Annotated in this window: 21 protein-coding genes; 13 read left to right on the plus strand and 8 right to left on the minus strand. The window is 72.0% G+C overall.

Features of this window, described 5'->3' with window-relative positions; genetic code table 11:
* Positions 1-2: 2 nt before the first annotated feature.
* The 6 genes from ABZ098_RS15050 to ABZ098_RS15075 all read right to left on the minus strand — a co-directional run bounded on the left by ABZ098_RS15050 (position 3) and on the right by ABZ098_RS15075 (position 6,148).
* On the minus strand, positions 3-1,262 hold the full coding sequence (locus ABZ098_RS15050; protein WP_356590970.1) for a nucleotide sugar dehydrogenase: 1,260 nt from the start codon (positions 1,260-1,262) through the stop codon (positions 3-5).
* A complete protein-coding gene (locus ABZ098_RS15055) occupies positions 1,262-2,032 on the minus strand; it encodes a WecB/TagA/CpsF family glycosyltransferase (RefSeq protein WP_356590972.1) in 771 nt (256 codons plus the stop codon). The genes ABZ098_RS15050 and ABZ098_RS15055 overlap by 1 nt, the downstream gene beginning before the upstream one ends.
* A complete protein-coding gene (locus ABZ098_RS15060; protein WP_356590974.1) occupies positions 2,029-3,186 on the minus strand; it encodes a hypothetical protein in 1,158 nt (385 codons plus the stop codon). The genes ABZ098_RS15055 and ABZ098_RS15060 overlap by 4 nt, the downstream gene beginning before the upstream one ends.
* Before the next feature lie 254 nt (positions 3,187-3,440).
* Positions 3,441-4,040, minus strand: coding sequence for an acyltransferase (locus tag ABZ098_RS15065; protein ID WP_356590975.1), 600 nt, complete (start codon positions 4,038-4,040; stop codon positions 3,441-3,443).
* 174 nt (positions 4,041-4,214) lie between these two features.
* Positions 4,215-5,231, minus strand: a complete 1,017-nt coding sequence (locus ABZ098_RS15070; RefSeq protein ID WP_356591432.1) for an alcohol dehydrogenase catalytic domain-containing protein — start codon at positions 5,229-5,231, stop codon at positions 4,215-4,217.
* 101 nt (positions 5,232-5,332) lie between these two features.
* Positions 5,333-6,148 (minus strand): IclR family transcriptional regulator, encoded by an 816-nt coding sequence (locus ABZ098_RS15075; RefSeq protein WP_356590977.1) that lies wholly within the window; start codon positions 6,146-6,148, stop codon positions 5,333-5,335.
* Between the two features lie 50 nt (positions 6,149-6,198).
* Here ABZ098_RS15075 and ABZ098_RS15080 point away from each other — a divergent pair, with 50 nt between their 5' ends.
* The 11 genes from ABZ098_RS15080 to ABZ098_RS15130 all read left to right on the plus strand — a co-directional run bounded on the left by ABZ098_RS15080 (position 6,199) and on the right by ABZ098_RS15130 (position 15,966).
* The gene (locus ABZ098_RS15080) at positions 6,199-7,911 is read left to right on the plus strand and encodes an IlvD/Edd family dehydratase (protein WP_356590979.1); all 1,713 of its coding nucleotides are present in this window, start codon (positions 6,199-6,201) and stop codon (positions 7,909-7,911) included.
* A gap of 118 nt (positions 7,912-8,029) precedes the next feature.
* Positions 8,030-8,152 (plus strand): putative leader peptide, encoded by a 123-nt coding sequence (locus ABZ098_RS15085; RefSeq protein WP_356590981.1) that lies wholly within the window; start codon positions 8,030-8,032, stop codon positions 8,150-8,152.
* A 99-nt stretch (positions 8,153-8,251) separates the two neighbouring features.
* Entirely contained in the window at positions 8,252-9,118 is an 867-nt protein-coding gene (locus tag ABZ098_RS15090) for a glutathione S-transferase C-terminal domain-containing protein (RefSeq protein ID WP_356590983.1), read from the plus strand.
* Positions 9,119-9,227: 109 nt separating this feature from the next.
* Positions 9,228-9,365 carry a hypothetical protein gene (locus tag ABZ098_RS15095; RefSeq protein ID WP_356590985.1) on the plus strand — a complete coding sequence of 46 codons (138 nt, stop codon included), beginning with the start codon at positions 9,228-9,230 and terminating at the stop codon, positions 9,363-9,365.
* Positions 9,366-9,518: 153 nt separating this feature from the next.
* Positions 9,519-10,502 carry an amino acid ABC transporter permease gene (locus tag ABZ098_RS15100; RefSeq protein ID WP_356590987.1) on the plus strand — a complete coding sequence of 328 codons (984 nt, stop codon included), beginning with the start codon at positions 9,519-9,521 and terminating at the stop codon, positions 10,500-10,502.
* Positions 10,499-11,263: an amino acid ABC transporter ATP-binding protein gene (locus ABZ098_RS15105; RefSeq protein WP_356590989.1), complete on the plus strand. Its 765-nt coding sequence runs from the start codon at positions 10,499-10,501 to the stop codon at positions 11,261-11,263. Before ABZ098_RS15100 ends, ABZ098_RS15105 begins: the two co-directional genes overlap by 4 nt.
* 40 nt (positions 11,264-11,303) lie before the next feature.
* Positions 11,304-12,326, plus strand: coding sequence for a transporter substrate-binding domain-containing protein (locus tag ABZ098_RS15110; protein WP_356590991.1), 1,023 nt, complete (start codon positions 11,304-11,306; stop codon positions 12,324-12,326).
* A 76-nt stretch (positions 12,327-12,402) separates the two neighbouring features.
* Positions 12,403-13,137 carry a GNAT family N-acetyltransferase gene (locus ABZ098_RS15115; protein ID WP_356591434.1) on the plus strand — a complete coding sequence of 245 codons (735 nt, stop codon included), beginning with the start codon at positions 12,403-12,405 and terminating at the stop codon, positions 13,135-13,137.
* Positions 13,134-13,280, plus strand: coding sequence for a putative leader peptide (locus ABZ098_RS15120; protein ID WP_356590993.1), 147 nt, complete (start codon positions 13,134-13,136; stop codon positions 13,278-13,280). Before ABZ098_RS15115 ends, ABZ098_RS15120 begins: the two co-directional genes overlap by 4 nt.
* An 86-nt stretch (positions 13,281-13,366) precedes the next feature.
* Positions 13,367-14,566: an LLM class flavin-dependent oxidoreductase gene (locus ABZ098_RS15125; RefSeq protein ID WP_356590995.1), complete on the plus strand. Its 1,200-nt coding sequence runs from the start codon at positions 13,367-13,369 to the stop codon at positions 14,564-14,566.
* A gap of 26 nt (positions 14,567-14,592) precedes the next feature.
* Complete coding sequence (locus ABZ098_RS15130; RefSeq protein ID WP_356590997.1) at positions 14,593-15,966, plus strand: NtaA/DmoA family FMN-dependent monooxygenase; 1,374 nt, start codon at positions 14,593-14,595, stop codon at positions 15,964-15,966.
* 16 nt (positions 15,967-15,982) lie between these two features.
* Here the strand turns inward: ABZ098_RS15130 and ABZ098_RS15135 are convergent, their stop codons facing one another.
* Positions 15,983-16,351, minus strand: coding sequence for a hypothetical protein (locus tag ABZ098_RS15135; protein ID WP_356590999.1), 369 nt, complete (start codon positions 16,349-16,351; stop codon positions 15,983-15,985).
* A 97-nt stretch (positions 16,352-16,448) separates the two neighbouring features.
* Between ABZ098_RS15135 and ABZ098_RS15140 the strand changes: the two genes are divergently transcribed.
* On the plus strand, positions 16,449-17,429 hold the full coding sequence (locus ABZ098_RS15140) for a WYL domain-containing protein (RefSeq protein ID WP_356591001.1): 981 nt from the start codon (positions 16,449-16,451) through the stop codon (positions 17,427-17,429).
* Positions 17,426-17,881 carry a GNAT family N-acetyltransferase gene (locus ABZ098_RS15145; RefSeq protein ID WP_356591003.1) on the plus strand — a complete coding sequence of 152 codons (456 nt, stop codon included), beginning with the start codon at positions 17,426-17,428 and terminating at the stop codon, positions 17,879-17,881. Before ABZ098_RS15140 ends, ABZ098_RS15145 begins: the two co-directional genes overlap by 4 nt.
* A 67-nt stretch (positions 17,882-17,948) precedes the next feature.
* Here the strand turns inward: ABZ098_RS15145 and ABZ098_RS15150 are convergent, their stop codons facing one another.
* Entirely contained in the window at positions 17,949-18,791 is an 843-nt protein-coding gene (locus tag ABZ098_RS15150; protein WP_356591005.1) for an NAD(P)H-binding protein, read from the minus strand.
* Positions 18,792-18,806 lie beyond the last annotated feature (15 nt).

The raw sequence follows: 18,806 nt of genomic DNA on the forward strand, positions 1-18,806 counted from the left end.
GTTCAGAGCACCTCGATGGTGGGTCCGGACGGCAGCCGACGGCGGCAGTCGAGGACGAAGGGGGCGTGTTCGGCGACGAGTTCGTAGTCGAACGCGTCGTGGTCGGTGAGCAGGACCACCACGTCGGCGGAGGCCAGCTCCTCCGGCGTCGGTTCGACCCGCACCAGCCGCGTGTCCACCGGCAGGCTCTCGACGACGTGCGGGTCGGCCGCCCTGACCTGGGCGCCCATGTCGAGCAGCAACTGGGAGATGCGCAGGGCGGGCGACTCACGCGCGTCGCCGGTGTTCTTCTTGTAGGCGAGGCCGAGCAGCAGGACGCGCGAACCGTTGACCGAGCGGCGCCGCTCGTTGAACAGGTCGCTGACGCGGCGCGTCACGTACTCCGGCATGTGGTTGTTGATGTCGTTGGCCAGCTCCACGAAGCGGAAGCTCTGGCCGAGTTCGCGCTGCACCCGCCAGGACAGGTACGACGGGTCGATCGGCAGGCAGTGGCCGCCGACGCCGGGTCCCGGTGTGAAGCGCATGAAGCCGAACGGCTTGGTGGAGGCCGCGTCGATGGCCTGCCAGACGTCGATGTCCAGGTGGTGGGCGAACATCGCGATCTCGTTGACCAGCGCGATGTTCACGTGCCGGAAGGTGTTCTCCAGGAGCTTGGCGAGCTCGGCCTCCTTCGGCGAGCCCACCGGCACGGTGGTGTCGACGAGTTCGGCGTAGAAGTCCTGAACGGCCTTCAGCGAGGCCTCGTTGACGCCCGAGACGACCTTCGGGGTCTCCTTGAAGCCCCACACGGTGTTCCCGGGGTCGATCCGCTCCGGGCTGTAGCCGAGCTGGAAGTCGGTGCCCGCGGTGAGACCCGAGCCGTCCTCCAGGATCGGGGCGAACATCTCCTGGGTCGTACCCGGATAGGTGGTCGACTCCAGGATGACGGTCGCCCCGGGTCTCAGATACCGGGCGAGGGTGACCGCCGACTCGCGGATGTACCGCAGGTCGGGCGTGCCCTCGTGCAGCGGGGTGGGCACGGTGACCACGGCGACGTCGAAGCCGCCGCAGTCCCGGGCGGCCTCGCTGGGCCGGTAGGCACCGCTGTCCAGCGCCGCGCGGATCCGCTCGGAGGTGACGTCCTCGACGAAGGACTCACCGGCGGCGAGGCTCTTGACCCGCCGGGAGTCGACGTCGTACCCGATCACCTCGTGGCCGACCTCGGCGGCCCGGATGGCCAGCGGCAGGCCCACGTATCCCTGTCCAACCACGACGACACGCATCAGTGACTCCTGTTCGCGGGAGCGGTCGACGGGGTGGGGCGGATGAACTCCCGCGCCGTCATGAGAAGGAAAGCGGTGTTGGTGGTGAGGTAGCGCTTGCCCAGCCGGCGCGGCTCCTGGAGCGCGCGGTACAGCCACTCGACGCCGAGGCGCTGCCAGGACGCGGGGGCCCGCTTGGTGACCCCGGCGAGGATGTCGAAGGAGCCGCCGACGCCGTGCACCACACGGGCGCCGGTCCGCGCGCCGTGGGCGGCGGTGAAGATCTCCTTCTTCGGCGAGGTCATGCCGAGGAAGAGCATCTGGGCGCCGGACCGCGCGATGTCCTCCGCGATCTCCTCCTGCTGGGAGTCGTCGAAGTAGCCGTTGCGGCTGCCGGCGACCTTGAGGCCGGGGAAGCGGTCGGCCACCCGGCGCAGCATCTCCTCCAGGACCTCCTCCTTGGCGCCCAGGAAGTACACGGAGATGCCCGCCGACTCGGCCTCGGCCAGCAGCCGCAGGAACAGGTCGATACCGGCCACCCTCTCGGGCAGCGGGGCGCGCAGCACCTTGCCGGCCCACACGACGGCCTGCCCGTCGGCGACGACCAGGTCGCAGCCCGACACCGCCTCCGCGAGGCGTGGGTCGCGCCGCATGTTCACCAGCTTCGCGGCGTTGACCACGCCGATCTCGAGCTGCTTGCCCTCGCGCACCGCGTCCAGGCAGCGCTCGACGGTCTCGTCCATGGTCAGCGGGTCCAGCTCGACCCCGAAGAGGGTCTGACGCCCACTCATATCCGGCCCCCCTGCCAGGCGTAGAGCATCCAGCCGAACTCGTACGGACGGCATTCGCGGTCCACCGAGAGCGGGCGGTACACCCGGTCCAGGGTCTTGAGCCGCAGGCCCGGAGCGACTCGGGTGGAGAGCCCCCGGGCGGCGCGTACGGCCTTCCTGGGGTCGCCCCGGTAGACCTTGCGCCAGGTCACGCCGAGCTCGTCGAGGATCAACGGCTCGGGGTGTCCGGCCAGTTCGGGCACCTCGGTCATCCAGCGCAGGCCCTTGCGGATCGCGGCGCCGAAGTCGCTGCCGCCCGCGTCGGTGAGGTCGAACAGCGCGGTCGGCGCCATCGCGTGCTGGTGGACGCTGTAGACCGGGTAGCCCTCCACGACCTGGCCGGTGCGCGCGTCGTAGTGCCACCACCACTGCCCGCCGTCGCCCTGGAGTTCGCAGATGCGCGTGGCGCAGGCCTCGGAGGCGGCCAGTGCCTCCGGGTCGCCGTCGCCGCTGGCGTGCGCCCGGGCCAGGGCCTGGAGCGGGTACGTCTGGTCGGCGAAGCAGGCCACGTGCGCCCGGTACCAGGGCACCAGTCCGGGCCCGGTGGCGTGCGGGAAGAGCGGGCTGTTCCCGACACGGGCCCGCAGCAGCCGGTCGCGGGCCATGGAGAAACGTCTCTCCACGTCGACCGTGTCGCGAGCGGCCGCCATGGCGGACAGCACCCAGGCCGCCTCGACGGTGTACTGCGGCCGGCCCTCCTCGTCCAGGGCGTCGACCCGGGCCACGGCGTCGGACAGCTTGGGGTGCCCGGTCTCGGCGGCGGCCCAGGCGATGAGCGCCGCGTCACCGAGGTTCGTGACACCGGGCAGCGACTCGATCAGCAGACCCGTGAACTCCTCGGCGGTACGCCCCCCGAGGACCGCGCGCTGGCGGTCCTCCGGCAGAAAACGGACACCCAGCGCGGTGATGGCCGCGTACCGGGTGCTGGTCCCGCGCCGCTCCAGGGCCCAGGGACCGGCAGCCGTCTGCCGTCCCGCCATGGTGAAGGCGAAGGCCTCGCCGCCGGGCAGCAGCATCGACGGCAGCCCCGACTCGGCGACCGTGAGCAGTCGCCGGGCGAGTGGGAGCAGCGTCGGATCTTCGTGGCCGAGCGCGGCCAGACGTGTGATGCTCATCGGTTGGACACACCAACCCCCCTGTTTTTGCGCAGACTTGTGAGCGCCACGGCACGGACGGCCGGGCGGTGGAAGGCAGGCGGACGTCAGACGTCGGAGCTGGTGCCGATCCCGATTTCAGGCATAGGTGTTTCCACCCGGTAACCCCCCCTGGGCACTACTGGTTCGTGCGCCCATTGTGCTTGGTCTGCACAGTTCGCACACATGTTATGCCGGTGAATGTTCGAAGATTTGCGATTTGGCGGAAACACGAGTCATGCGCGCTCGACGAGCCCGCCGTCCTTCTCGTCGTACAGCGCACCCGTCTCGGGGCACTCCCAGGCGCCCGACTCGCCCTCCCGCTCCACCAGTCGTACGCCTGCCCGGCCCACCCAGCCGATCCGGCGCGCCGGGACACCGGCCACGAGCGCGTGGTCGGGCACGTCCCGGGTCACCACGGCGCCCGCCGCGACCAGTGCCCAACGGCCGATCCGTACCGGTGCCACACACACCGAACGGGCCCCGAGGGAGGCCCCTTCGGCCACTTCCACCGCCACAGCCTGCCAGTCGCCGCCGCGCTTGAGCTTGCCGTCCGGATCCACCGACCGGGGGAAGTAGTCGTTGGTGAGGACCGCCGCCGGGCCGACGAACACCCCGTCGCCGAGCACGGCCGGCTCGTAGACCAGCGCGTAGTTCTGGAGCTTGACGTTGTCGCCGATCCGCACCCCGGGGCCGACGTAGGCGCCCCGGCCCACGATGCACCCGCTCCCCAGCCGGGCGTCCTCGCGGATCTGGGCCAGGTCCCAGACCGTCGTCCCCTCGCCGATCGCCGCCGTCTCGTCGACCTGGGCGGTCGGCTGCACCTTGAAGTTCACCGGGCTGAACCCTTCGTCTCGTCGAACATGTCCGGTCGTCGAACAGGTCGACGGTGTCCATGGGGGACCGAGTCTGATCACCCCGCCGACGGAATACCAGCCTCCGTTCGTGAGTACGTCCGCTGCGGGGACGGACTCAGGCCAGGCAGGGTGCGTCCGCTGCGGGGACGGAACTCAGGCCAGGCGGGGATCGACGTGGATCTTCGGGCCCGGACCGGCGTCGGGCGGCCGCTCGCCCGCGAGCACGGGGCCGATCGCGTCCAGTGCGACGGTGGCGGCCACGAGCGGCCTCGGGTCGACGACCTTCTCGGCGTACGCCCTGATGGTGGCGTCGAGGCCGGGGGAGGCCGACAGGACGCCGACCGCCGTCACGTCCTTGAGGACCAGCGCGCGGGTGTCGATCCTGCTGGGCGCGCCGGCCAGCCCGATGTACACGAGCCGCCCGCCCGGCTCCACCAACTCCTGGGCCAGGGCGGGCAGATGGGCCGCGTTGGTGGCGTCGACGACCGCGTCGAACGGCAGGCCGGGCAGCGTGTCCTCGCGCCAGGCGTACGGGAAGCCCAGGGAGCGCGCGAAGGCGAGGGAGTCCTCGGTCGCGCCCATCAGGTGCACCTCCGCCCCGGCGGCCCGGACGAACAGCGCGACCAGCAGACCGATGGTGCCCGGCCCCAGCACCAGGACCCGGTCGCCGGGTCCCGCGCCGGTGGCCCGCGCGGCCCGCAGGGCGTTGCCGCCGGGCTCGACAAGCGCACCGAGCACGGGGTCCACCGACTCGGGCAGGGCGTGCAACGAGGCTGCCGGCACGGCGAGTCGCTCGGCCAGGGCACCCGCGCGGCCGCCCCGGATGCCCACCTCCTGCCGCCGCTCGCACACATGCTGCCGGTCGCGCCGACAGCGGCGGCAGGTTCCGCAGCCGAGCATGGTGTCGCCCATGACCCGGCGCCCGGCCCAGCCGGGATCGACCCCGGCGCCCAGCGCGCGCACCCGGCCGGCCCACTCGTGGCCCAACCGCATCGGATAACCGGCGTGTCCCTGGTGGAGATAGGCCATGTCCCCCGTGAAGAACTCCAGATCGGTCCCGCACACCCCGACCCGCTCCACGTCGACCACGACCTCACCGGGAGCGGCCACCGGCACCGGCACCTCCTGGACGGCGAACTCGCCGGGGGCCGTGACGACGAAGGCGCGCATCCACCGGCCCGCTGCCGAGGGGACGCCCGACGCGGCCGCCGCAGCTTCCGCGTCCGACGCAACGGTTCCTTCCGTGTTCGACGCGGCAGCAGCATCCATGCTCAACGCAGCGGCTCCTTCAGCGGACCGAGGGCGTCACGGATCTCCTCGACGGCGTCCACCAGGGTCCCCAGTGGAGTCCGGTACGCCAGCGCGCTCACGCTCACCGCTGCGGACGGGGCCGTGGGCGAGGTGCCGTACACGGGCAGGGCGAGGCAGGTGACGCCGGTCTCGTTCTCCTGGTCGTCCAGGGCGTACCCCCGCTCGCGCGTGGCGCGCAGCTCGCGGTGCAACTCCTCGGCCGTGCACAGGGTTCGGGGCGTCCGCCGTGCCAGGGGCACCTCGCCGATCCATCGCCGTACGGCGTCGAGGGTGCCCAACTCGTGGGCGAGCAGCACCTTTCCGACTCCGGTCGCGTGGGCGGGGTTGCGGCCGCCGACCGTGGAGGTCAACCGGACGGCACCGGTGGGTGGGTCCACCTTGGCGCGGTAGACCACCTCGCGGCCGTCCAGGACGGCGTAGTGGGCCGTCTCGCCGAACCGGGCGGCCAGGGTCTCCAACAGCGGCCGCACCCGCACGTGTTCGGGACGGGCCTCGTGATGGGCGAAGGCCATCCGCAGGAACTCGTCGCCGAGCAGATAGCGGCCGCCGGAGTCCTGGCCGGCCAGACCGGCGCGGCGCAGCGCGGCCAGCGCCCGGTGCACGGTCGGCTTGGGACTGCCGATCACCCGGGTGAGCTCGTCCAGAGCCACCCCGTCCGGATGCCGGGCCAACTCCTTGAGCACGGCGAGCACCCGGTCGGACCCCACGAGGCGATCGCCCTCCGCACCGGCCGTGGCGAGGGCTGTCGAAGCGTGGAACGGCTGCGTATGCTGCATCGTGTTCCGGATAGTAGACCGCCGTACCGATTACCGGAAAGAGCCGAGCGATGACCCTTCGCAGCGCGCAGTGGTACGCGGGACAGGACCGCAACGCCTACATCCACCGGGCCTGGATGCGCCGGGGCGTCCCGGCCGACGCCTTCACCGGCCGGCCCCAGATCGCCATCGCCAACACCGCCTCCGACCTCACCCCCTGCAACGCCCACCTGGACGAGGTGGCCAGGTCCGTCCGCGACGGCGTGTACGAGGCGGGCGGCATCCCCCTCGACCTGCCCGTGGTGTCGCTGGGCGAGACCAATGTGCGGCCCACGGCGATGCTCTGGCGCAACATGGCGGCGATGGCCACGGAGGAGATGCTGCGGGCCAACCCCCTCGACGGAGTGGTTCTGTTGGGCGGCTGCGACAAGACGATCCCCTCGCTGCTGATGGCCGCCGCCTCGGTCGATCTGCCCGCCGTGGTCGTGCCCGGCGGGCCCATGCTGACCGGCACCTTCCGCGGCACCCCGCTGGGCTGCGGCACGGACGTGTGGCGGCTGTCGGAGGAGGTCCGCGCCGGGACCCTGTCCCAGGAGCAGTTCACCCGCTCCGAGTCGTCGATGATCCGCAGCCGCGGGCACTGCAACACCATGGGGACCGCCTCCACCATGGCGCTGATCGCCGAGGCGCTGGGCACGGTTGTCCCCGGGGTGGCGGGCACCCCGGCACCGGACAGCCGGCTGCTGGAGGCCGCGCACGGCACCGGACGCCTCGCGGTGGAGCTGGTGTCCGGCGACCGCCGCCCGAGCACCTTCCTGACCAGGGGGTCCTTCCACAACGCGATCGTGGCGCTGGCCGCCATCGGCGGCTCCACCAACGCGGTCGTCCATCTCCTCGCCCTCGCGGGCCGGCTGGGTGTCGAGCTGACCCTCGACGACTTCGACCGCATCGGCTCCCGGGTGCCCGTCCTGGTGGACCTCCAGCCCGCCGGACGCTTCCTCATGGAGGACTTCCACCGGGCCGGCGGACTGCTCGCCGTGCTGCGCGAGGTCGCCGACCTCCTGGACCCCGACGCGCTGACCGTGACCGGAAAGCCCCTGGTGGACCACCTCGCCGACGCCCCGATCTGGGACGCCGAGGTGATCAGGACCCGGGCCCGCCCTCTCGTCGAGGAGGGCGGCATCGCCGTCCTGCGCGGCAGCCTCGCCCCCGACGGGGCGCTGATCAAGCCCGCGGCGGCCTCACCGCACCTGCTGCGCCATCGGGGCCGGGCGGTCGTCTTCGACAGCATCGAGGACTTCCACGCCCGCGTCGACGACCCGGACCTGGACGTCGACGCCGACTCCGTTCTGGTCCTGCGCGGCTGCGGGCCCAAGGGCTACCCGGGCATGCCCGAGGTGGCCAACATGCCGCTGCCCACCAAGCTGCTGGAGCAGGGGGTGCGGGACATGGTCCGCGTCTGCGACGGCCGGATGAGCGGCACCGCGTACGGCACGGTCGTCCTGCACGTGGCCCCGGAGGCGGCGGCGGGCGGTCCGCTCGCCCTCGTACGGACCGGCGATGTCATCAGCCTCGACGTCGAGGCCCGCCGCATCGACCTGGAGGTGCCCGCCGGTGAACTCGCCGCCCGCACCCCGAACGCGGCCACTGTGGAGGGCTTCGCGAACCCTCGGCGGGGCTGGGAGCGCCTGTACGTCGACCACGTGCAACAGGCCGACAAGGGAGCCGACTTGGACTTCCTCGTCGGCTCCAGCGGTTCTGAGGTAAGCCGCGAGTCGCACTGACCCGCAAGGGGGAGGCGGGGCCCGCCCCGTCCCCGCCCACCTCGTGGACGCCCTCTTGACGTGCGCCCCGGCCCGACCGACACTCCGGATGGGAATCCTAGTGAACAGGTAGGGAAACATGGGGCGCGTTGCACCGGCCGACGGCCGACAGAGCCGTACACCTCGGCCCTCGCCGCTCCTCACCTCCCGCCGGCACATCGATCTGCTGCGCGTGTGCAGCGCGATCAGGCCCCTGGGCTGAGCCCGGCCGCAGCCGCCCCCTGCCTGTCCTGGCCCGCACCTTCGGCCCGACGACGCTTCCGCCGCGCGTACGTCTGCGCACCGACACCCGGGGAGACCCATGTCCGTCACACCGCTCGCCCATGTCCCCGCCGCCCAGCCCGCCCCCGCGTTCCGGGGCCGCATCGGCCGGGACGCGCGCAGTGGGCACTACGCCGTGCCGCGCCGCTACCGCCTCCACCTGGCCGCCGCCTGTGCCGACGGACTGCGCATCGCCGTCGTGCACAGGCTGCTCGGCCTCGACGACGTCTGTCCCGTGACCTTCCTGGACCCGGTCCCCGACTGTCCCGACGGCGGGCACTCCGCACTGCGCCCGCTGTACGAGGCCAGCGCGCACCGGTACACCGGCGCGGCCGTCGCCCCGGTGCTCAGCGACGACTGGTCCGGGCGCATCGTCAGCACCCACGCCGCCGACATCACGCGCGACCTGGCCGGGCACTTCGGCGGCGGCCGCCCGGCGCTGTACCCCTGCGGAGCCGAGTCGGAGACCGAGGCCGTCGAGCGGATGGGCCGGGGCATCGAACAGGCCGCTCAGCAGGCCGGTTCGGCGGGCGGCGAGGACGAGAACCGTGCCGCCGCGCTGGAACGACTGCTGGACACCCTGGGCTCGCTGGAGCGCTGGCTGGTGGGCCGCGCGTATCTGATCCGTGATCATCTCACCGCCGCCGACGTCGAGTTGTGGGTCACGCTGGTCCAACTCGACACCGTGCACCGCCACCACCTCGACGCCGCCGCCGTGCAGCGCATCGCCGCCCACCCCACCCTGTGGGCCTACGCCCGCCGCCTGACCGCCCACCCGGCCTTCGGCGCCCACCTCGACCTCGACGGCATCGCCCGCAGGCACCACGCCCACTGCCGGGGCCTGGAGGCCGCCGGAGCCGCCGTACAGATCCTGGACTGGGCCGCGCACACCGGCCGACGCGCCTGAACACCGTTCCACCTGCTGGACCGGCGTTGACAGGACTTCCGGCAACCGACTTAACCTACGCCCCACAAGAGTTCCTCCGGGACTCCCGAGAACAGTGACGGTGACCGAGATGTACGCAGCCCCCTGGACGGCCCCGGGCTGCGTACGGCCGTACGCCGACGTACTCGTCGCCGATCGCGCCGTCGACCTGCTCCGCGTCAACAGCGCACTGTGTAGCGCACCGGGCCGCGCCCGCTGTCAGGGCTGACGTCTTCTCCCAGCCCCCGCGTTCCTGACGAACACCGCGCCCGCGGTGTGCCGTCGTCCGCCCAGCCCCGGTTCCCGTGCGCCACGTCCTGCTGCCGCAGGGCGCCGTGCCCGCCGCGTCCCAGGGGCCATCCGACTCCGCCGGAGCACCCGCATGAGTGAATCCCCAGGCGCTGCCGTGTCCGTCACCGAGGCCCCGCCGAAAGCCGACGTACCGTCAGAAAGCCTTTCTGCACAGCGAGTTGTGCCGCTGCGGCGGCCCGGCCGCTGGATCGCCACCGCCGTCGTCCTGGTCCTGGCGGCCCAGTTCGTCCACGGTCTGGCGACCAACCCGTTCTACCAGTGGGACCGCTTCGGCTACTGGTTCCTGCGGCCCACCGTCCTCGACGGGCTCCTCATCACCCTCGAAGTCACCCTCTACAGCGCGGTGCTGGGCCTGCTGGGCGGCATTGTGCTGGCCCTGGCCCGGCTCTCGAAGAGCCCGGTGCTGCGGGCCGTGAGCTGGACCTACGTCTGGGCGCTGCGCTCGATCCCGCTGATCGTCGTCCTGCTCTTCCTCTACAACTTCTCGGCCCTGTACCGCACGTTGAGCGTCGGCGTTCCCTTCGGCCCGGCCTTCTTCTCCTTCGACGAGTCCCGGCTCGCCACCGACATGGTCATCGCCGTGATCGGCCTCAGCCTCAACGAGGCGGCCTACGCGGCGGAGGTCGTCCGCGGCGGCATCCTCTCCGTCGACCAGGGCCAGCACGAGGCGGCCTCCGCCCTCGGCCTGCCCAAGAGCTACCAGTTCCGCCGGATCGTCTTCCCGCAGGCGCTGCGCTCCATCACCCCGAACTACGTCAACCAGCTCATCGGCCTCGTCAAGAGCACCTCGCTGGTCTTCTACGTCTCGCTGCTGGACCTGTTCGGCACCGTGCAGTCCATGGGCGCCACCTACCCCGGCGACATCGTGCCCCTGCTGCTGGTCGCCACCGTCTGGTACCTGATCCTCACCAGCGCGGTGTCCGTGGTCCAGTTCTACGTCGAGCGGCACTACGCCCGGGGCGCCACCCGCTCCCTGCCGCCGACCCCGCTCCAGAGACTGCGGGCCGGCCTCACCGACCTGCGCGCCCGCGTCCGCAGGGAGGCCGCCGTATGACCGCCGCAGCTCTCGAGGTGCACAGTGTGCACAAGTGGTACGGCGCCCACCGCGTCCTGGACGGCGTCGACCTGACCGTGCGGCCCGGCGAGGTCACCGTCATCCTCGGCCCGTCCGGGTCCGGGAAGTCCACCCTCCTCAGGGTCATCAACCACCTGGAGAAACCGGAGATCGGCCACGTCAGCGTCAACGGCGAGCTGATCGGCGTGAAGCGGCAGGGCGGCCGGCTCAAGGAGCTCAGTGAGCGCGCCATCCTCGCCCAGCGCGGCCGTATCGGGTTCGTCTTCCAGAACTTCAACCTCTTCCCGCACCTGTCCGTCCTCGACAACGTGGCCGCCGCCCCGGTGGCGACCGGGAAACTCCCCAAGGCCGAAGCCCAGCGGCTCGCCCGTGAACTCCTCGGCAGGGTCGGTCTGGGCGACAAGGCGGGTGCCTATCCACGGCAGTTGTCGGGCGGCCAGCAGCAGCGGGTGGCCATCGCCCGCGCCCTCGCCCTGCGACCGGGCGTGATCCTCTTCGACGAGCCGACCTCCGCCCTCGACCCGGAGCTCGTCGGCGAAGTCCTCGCCGTCATCAAGGACTTGGCGACCAGCGGCACCACGCTCGTCATCGTCACCCACGAGATCGGCTTCGCCCGCGAGATCGCCGACCGGGTCGTCTTCATCGACGGCGGGCGCGTCGTCGAGCAGGGCCCGCCTTCCGAGGTCCTCGACCGGCCCCGGCACGAACGGACCCGGGACTTCCTGAGCAAGGTCCTCTGAACCTCATTCCTCCCTCTCTCACCAACTCCTAAGGACAGCCATGCCCTTTCACCCCTCCCGGCGCAGTTTTGTCCGTGCCATCACCGCGGCGACCGCCGTCACCGCCCTCGCCGCAGGGCTCGCCGCCTGCGGTGGTGACAGCGACGCCGCCACCAGGACGACCGACAGGGCCGGCACGGTCACCGTGGGGCGGCTCTCCAACGGCGCCGCCAAGGAGACCACCCTCAAGGTCGCCGAGGTGAAGTCCATCAGCGCCGAACTGCCCGACGCCGTCAAGAAGAGCGGCAAGCTCGTCATAGGCTCCGGCACCCTGCCCTCCGGTTCGCCACCGCTGGGCTTCGTGGGCAGCGACCAGAAGACCCTCACCGGCTCCGAGACCGACCTGGCCCGCCTGGTCGCCGCCGTCCTCGGCCTGGAACCCGAGGTCAAGCGGTTCACCTGGGAGAACCTCTTCGTCGGCATCGACAGCGGCAAGGTGAACGTCGGCTTCTCCAACATCACCGACACCGAGGAGCGCAAGCAGAAGTACGAGTTCGCCTCCTACCGCAAGGACGACCTCGCCTTCGAGACGCTCAAGACCTCGAAGTGGACCTTCGACGGCGACTACGAGGCCCTCGCCGGACAGACCGTCTCCGTCGGCGCCGGCACCAACCAGGAGCGGATCCTGCTGGAGTGGCAGAACACGCTGAAGAAGGAGGGCAAGAAGCTCACGATCAAGTACTTCCAGGACAGCCCCAGCATCTACCTGGCCCTGGGCAGCGGCAAGATCGACTCCTACCTCGGCCCCAGCCCCAACCTCTCGTACCACGTCACCCAGACCGCGGGCACGCCCAACGCGACGAAGATCGCGGGCCAGTACTCCGGTGCCGGGGAGTCCCTCCAGGGCCTGATCGCCGCGACCGCCAAGAAGGACAGCGGCCTCGCGAAGCCCCTCGCCGACGCGATCAACCACCTGATCGACAACGGCCAGTACGCCAAGTGGCTCGCCGCGTGGAACCTCTCCAACGACGCCGTGACCAAGTCCGAGGTCAACCCGCCCGGGCTGCCGCTCGACAACTCCTGACGACCCCTCAGAAAGCCTCGCCGGAAAGGACTCCGCCTCCGTGGCCCAGTACACCGAAGTCCGCGCGGGCGGAGCCCTGCTGAGACCCGGCGCCTCCGCCGCAGCCCTCCCGGACACGGCCGTCCTCGACAACGCCGTGTGGGCCGCCCTCGACGGCCCGCACGCCGACCTCGCCGACCGAGTCGGCCGTGCCGCCCGCTACCCGAACGACGTCTACGCCTTCGCCGCCCTCGCCGATCCCGACGACCCGGCAGCCTGGGCCGACCTGCGCACGCTCGTCGGACCCGGAACCACCGTACGGATCAAACCGATCGAGAACGTCCCGGAGGGGTGGGAGATCGTCGGCGGGGGAGTGGGCGTCCAGCTCGTCGACACCGCGCTGCGGGCCGAACCCGCCCCCGAGGCGGTACGACTGGGACCCGACGACGTACCCGAGATCCTCGACCTGGTCGCCCGCACCCGGCCCGGCCCCTTCCTGGAGCGGACCGTCGAACTCGGCACCTACCTCGGCATCCGCGAGCGAGGGCGCCTGATCGCCTTGGCCGGCGAGCGCGTCCGCCCGCCCGGCTGGACCGAGATCAGCGCGGTCTGCACCGACCCGGCCCACCGAGGCCGGGGCCTGGCCACCCGGCTGGTGCGTGCGGTCGCCGCCGGGATCCGGGAGCGCGGCGACACCCCGTTCCTGCACGCGGCCGCGGACAACACGAACGCCATCCGGCTCTACGAGTCGATCGGCTTCACGCTACGCCGCCGCTCACCCGTCCTCCTGGTCCGCAGCCCGGGAACATCCCGGAGGAGCACGGTGTTGTGACTCACCACGAGATCCGCCGGGCGCCCTCGCGCGCCCAGAAGGAGGAGGTGACGGGCGTGACCAGCGCACCCCGCTCCGCCCACCTCCACTCCCGGCCGCACATCGATCTCCAGCGCGTGTCCGCCGCGCTCTGTTGTTCCTGACCCGTCACCTGCCTGCCCCCAGCCGCCGAGCCCTGCCCACCCACGGGCCGGCGCCCCCGTACGGATCTCCAGGAAGGCACCCACCCGTGTCCCCTTCTTCTCCGCTGCACCTCGCCGTCGCCCTGGAAGGCACCGGCTGGCACCCCGCCTCCTGGCGCGAACCGGTGGCCCGGCCCCGAGAGCTGTTCACCGCCGGATACTGGGCCGATCTGGTCGCCGAGGCCGAGCGCGGCCTGCTGGACTTCGTCACCATCGAAGACGGACTCGGCCCGCAGTCCAGCCACTTCCTCGACCCGGACGAGCGCACCGACCAGGTCCGCGGCCGCCTCGACGCCGTACTGATCGCCGCCCGCGTCGCCCCGCTCACCCGGCACATCGGCCTGGTCCCGACCGCGGTGGTCACCCACACCGAGCCCTTCCACCTCTCCAAGGCCATCGCGACCCTCGACTACGTCAGCACCGGCCGGGCGGGCCTGCGCGTCCAGATCACCGCGCGCCCCACCGAGGCCGCGCACTTCGGCCGCCGAACCGTCCCGCGCATCGAGTCCTACGACAGCCCCGACGCCCAGGAACTCGTCACCGACCTCTTCGACGAGGCCGCCGACCACGTGGAGGTCGTGCGCCGGCTCTGGGACAGCTGGGAGGACGACGCCGAGATCCGCGACGCCGCCACCGGCCGCTTCATCGACCGGGACAAACTCCACTACATCGACTTCGAGGGCAAGCACTTCAGCGTCAAGGGCCCCTCCATCACGCCCCGCCCGCCGCAGGGCCAGCCCCCGGTCACCGCCCTCGGTCACCAGACCGTGCCGTACCGGCTCATCGCCCGCCAGGCCGACGTCGGCTACACCACCCCGCACGACACCGGCGAGGCCCGCGCGATCGTCGCCGAGATCCGCGCCGAGCAGGAGGCGGCCGGACGCGCCGACGAACTCCTGCACGTCTTCGGTGACTTGGTGGTCTTCCTCGACGACGACCCCGCCGAGGCCGCCGCCCGCAGGGACCGTCTCGACGCGCTCGCGGGGGAGCGGTACCGCAGCGACGCCCGGATCTTCACCGGTACCCCGGCCCAACTCGCGGACCTGCTCGGCGATTTCCAGGCGGCCGGGCTCACCGGCTTCCGGCTGCGGCCCGCGGTCCTCGGCCACGACCTCCCGGCGATCACCCGCGGCCTGGTCCCCGAACTCCAGCGCCGGGGCGCCTTCCGCACCGCGTACGAGGCCGACACCCTGCGCGGGCTGCTGGGCCTGGCCCGCCCGGCCAACCGCTACGCCGCCACCGCCTGAGCCAGCCCGGAAGGACCCCCGCACCCATGTCCAAGCCCCTGAAGCAGATCCATCTGGCCGCCCACTTCCCCGGCGTCAACAACACCACCGTGTGGAGCGACCCGGAGGCCGGCAGCCACATCGAGTTCAGCTCCTTCGCGCACTTCGCGAGGACCGCCGAACGCGCCAAGTTCGACTTCCTGTTCCTCGCCGAGGGCCTGCGCCTGCGCGAACAGGGCGGCAAGATCTACGACTTGGACGTGGTCGGCCGCCCCGACACCTTCACGGTCCTGGCCGCGCTCGCCGCCGTCACCGAACACCTCGGCCTGACCGGCACCATCAACTCCACCTTCAACGAGCCCTACGAGGTGGCCCGCCAGTTCGCCAGCCTCGACCACCTCTCCGGCGGTCGCTCCGCCTGGAACGTCGTCACCTCCTGGGACGCCTTCACCGGCGAGAACTTCCGCCGCGGCGGCTTCCTCCCGCAGGAGGAGCGCTACTCCCGCGCCAAGGAGTTCCTCGCCACCACGCAGGAACTCTTCGACTCCTGGCAGGGCGACGAGATCCTCGCCGACCAGGCCTCCGGCGTGTTTCTGAGGGACGCGAAGGCGGGCTCCTTCGTCCACACGGGCCAACACTTCGACATCCACGGCCGGTTCAACGTCCCGCGCTCCCCGCAGGGCCGCCCGGTCATCTTCCAGGCCGGTGACTCCGAGGAGGGCCGCGAGTTCGCCGCCTCCTCCGCCGACGCCATCTTCAGTCGCCACGCCACCCTCGAGGCGGGCCGGGCCTTCTACACCGACGTCAAGAACCGCCTCGCCAAGTACGGCCGCCGGCACGACCAGTTGCTGATCCTGCCCGCCGCCTCCTTCGCCCTCGCGGACACCGACGCCGAGGCCGAGGAACTCGCGCGGATCATCCGACGCCGGCAGGTCAGCGGCGCCACCGCCCTCAAGCACCTGGAGTTCGTCTGGAACCGGGACCTGTCGTCGTACGACCCCGACGGGCCGCTCCCCGACATCGACCCGGACGTCGGCGACGACCACATCTCCAAGGGGCGTGCCCAGGTCCGCATGTACCGCGACCCGCTGGCCACCGCCCGCGAATGGCGCGAGCTGGCCGCCGCCAACAAGTGGTCCATCCGCGACCTGGTCATCCACACGGGCAACCGACAGAACTTCATCGGCTCGCCGCGGACGATCGCCCGCACCATCAACGAATACGTGCAGGCCGACGCCGCCGACGGCTTCATCCTGGTCCCGCACATCACCCCGACCGGCCTCGACGCCTTCGCCGACAAGGTCGTACCGCTCCTCCAGGAACAGGGCGTCTTCCGCACCGAGTACGAGGGCCCCACCCTGCGCCACCAGCTCGGCCTGGCCCACCCGGACGACGTCGAGGGCCGACAGCGGGTGGCCTAGATCTCCTCGGGCCGGGTCACTCGGCCCAGTCGAGCTGATGCTCAGGGGTGCCCACAGAGCGTCCGTACGCGACCGCTTCGGCGCGGCCCGCCTCGTCGCCGCGCCGGTAGCGGAAGACCTTCCCCGCGAAGACGACCACCCGATCCTGTCCGGCGGCGAAGTCGGCGTACCAGCCGAGCTCGGGCGCCAGCGCGCCGGCGAGCGCGTCCGCGAGCGAGCCGACGTCCCCACCGTCGGTCTCCCACTCGACGAGCGTCCACACGGCGGGCTGCCCCTCGGCCACCCCGCCGGACTCCACCCTGCTCACCTTCCGCAACCGCAGCCCATCCGCCTCGAACACCGCGCCGGTCCGAAGGCTCTCGCCGATGACGTATCCCGTGATCACGTGCTGTCTCCCACTGTCCGAAGGGGCTTCGAGGGCGACGCTACGGCCGTACGGCTGACATCCTTTGTCAGTCATACGTCGACGAGGTGATCACCCGATGCGCGCGGACCGCCTGCTGTCCCTCCTGCTCCGCCTCCAGTCCCGTGAGCAGGTGACGGCCCGTCAACTCGCCCAAGAGCTGGAGGTGTCGGTCCGTACCGTCTACCGGGACCTGGAGGCGCTGGGCGCGGCCGGTGTCCCGGTGGTGGCGCACGGCGGTCCCGGTGGCGGCTGCCGTCTCATGGAGGGCTGGCGCAGCCCGCTGCTCGGGATCAGCGCCGAGGAGGCGACGGCACTGCTGGCGGTCGCCTCCGGGGGAGGCCCGCTGGAGCGGATCGCGCTGGGCGACGCGCTGACCCAGGCCCGGCTGAAGCTGCTGGCCGCACTGCCGGCTGCGGGCAGGGAGCAGGCGAACACGACGGCGAGCCGCTTCCACATCGACACCCAGGCCTGGTTCAAGCCACCGGAACCGGTGCCGCACCTCGCCTTGCTCGTGGACGCCGTACGAGGGGACAGGCGACTGCGGCTGAACCAGGCGGGCCGGCCCGGCACGACGCGGGTCGTGGACCCTCTCGGCCTCGTCGCGAAGGCGGGTGTCTGGTACCTGGTCGCCCGGTCCGACCGCGGCGTGCGCGCCCACCGGGCGTCACGGGTCACGCAGGCCGAGCTCCTCCCGGAGCCCTTCACCCACCCCGCCGACTTCGACCTGGCGGCGTTCTGGGCTCGTTGGACCGCCGAGTTCGAGGCGAGTCTGGACCGGCTGCCCGTCACCGTCAGCCTGACGACGGCAGGACTCGCCGCACTTCCGCAGGTGCTCGGCGACACCGGGTCGGCGGACCGGGCGACCCCCGATCCGGACCGGCCCGGCCGGTACCGCCTGGTGCTCCACTTCGACGACCGGCAGGCCGCCTGCCGCCGTCTGCTCGGCTTCGGACCCGACGCCGAGGTGATCGAACCTCCGGACGTCAGATGGGAGTTGGCGGAGACGGCCCGCCGCGCGGCCGCCCTCTACCGGGACCCGCCCGACGCCGTGCCATGATCGACGCCATGCCCGTCCGTATCGAACCCGCCGACGTCACCGATCTCCACCAGGTCCTGGAGGACCACGCCCGCTACTGGGGCGAGCGGGACCTGCGGGCACTCCATCTGACCGCTCTGGTCCAGGAGTTCGGCTCCACCTGTCTCGTGGCGCGCTCCGAGGACGGCATCCGCGGCTACCTGATCGGGTTCGTCACCCCCGACCGCACCGGATACGTCCACCTGATCGCCACCCGCGACGACACCCGCGGCACCGGCCTCGGCCGCACCCTCTACGACGCCTTCACCGAGACCGCCCGCCGCCAGGGCGCGGTCCGCCTCAAGGCCATCACCTCGGTCACCAACGAGGGCTCCGTAGCCTTCCACCGAAGCCTCGGCTTCGACGCGCGCGTGGTGGAGGACTACGACGGCCCCGGCCGCCCCCGTGTCGTCTTCACCCGCGACCTGGAGTGAGGCCGACGGGGGAGAGCAGGCCGTCCGCCAGTGCGGCGACGCGTTCCGCACCCCCCTGCCGCACCCGTCAGCCGCGGAAGGCGGGCGCGTTGTCGCGCGCCCAGTCGCCGAAGGTGAGAGCGGGCCGCCCCAGCAGCTCCCCGACCGTGCCCGTGGTCGGGCCGGGACGGACGGCGTAGTCGGCCAGGGAGCCCAGCAGCCGGTCCGGCACCTCCTCGGGCAGCCCCTGTGCGAGCATGCCCCGGCGCACCTGCTGGGGCGGGAGTTCCTCGAAGGACAGCGACCGGCCGAGGGCGGCACCGATGAGCCGTACCTTCTCGAACTGGTCCAGTGACCCCGGCCCGGTCAGCGTATGGACCGCCCCCGCGCCGAACTCACCCCGGAGCGCGCGCACGGCGACCTCCGCGACATCGGTCTCGTGGACGGGCGAGGTGGCGGCCCCGCCGTACGCGCCCCGCACCACGTCGCCGGCCCTGATCTGCGGAGCCCAGGCAAGGGCGTTGGCGGCGAAGTCGGCCAGCCGCAGGACCGTCCAGTCCAGTCCGGAGGCCGTGACGAGTTCCTCGGCCTGCCGGAACCGGGCGGCGAAACGGGCTTCCCCCGCCGGGTGCTCCACGGTGGTGGCCGACAGAAGCACCGCGCGCCGCACGCCCTGCCGCTCGGCGAGCTTCAGCAGCGCGCCGAGGCCGGGCCCGGTGGCCCGTGGGCTGATCTGCACAGCTTCCACCCCCTCCAGCGCCGCCTCGATCCACTCGGGCCTGAACAGGTCACCGTGGAGAGCTCGCACGCCGTGGGGAAGCGGGGCCGCCCCGACCCCGCGCGTGACCGCGGTGACGGCCGAGCCCTGCTGCAGCAGCAGGCTCAGCACCTGGCGCCCTATGACGCCGCCTGCTCCGGTGATCAGAAACATGTCGGTCGCTCCTTC

Origin of the sequence: Streptomyces sp. NPDC006335, assembly GCF_040612795.1 — a bacterium.
Lineage (GTDB): Bacteria > Actinomycetota > Actinomycetes > Streptomycetales > Streptomycetaceae > Streptomyces.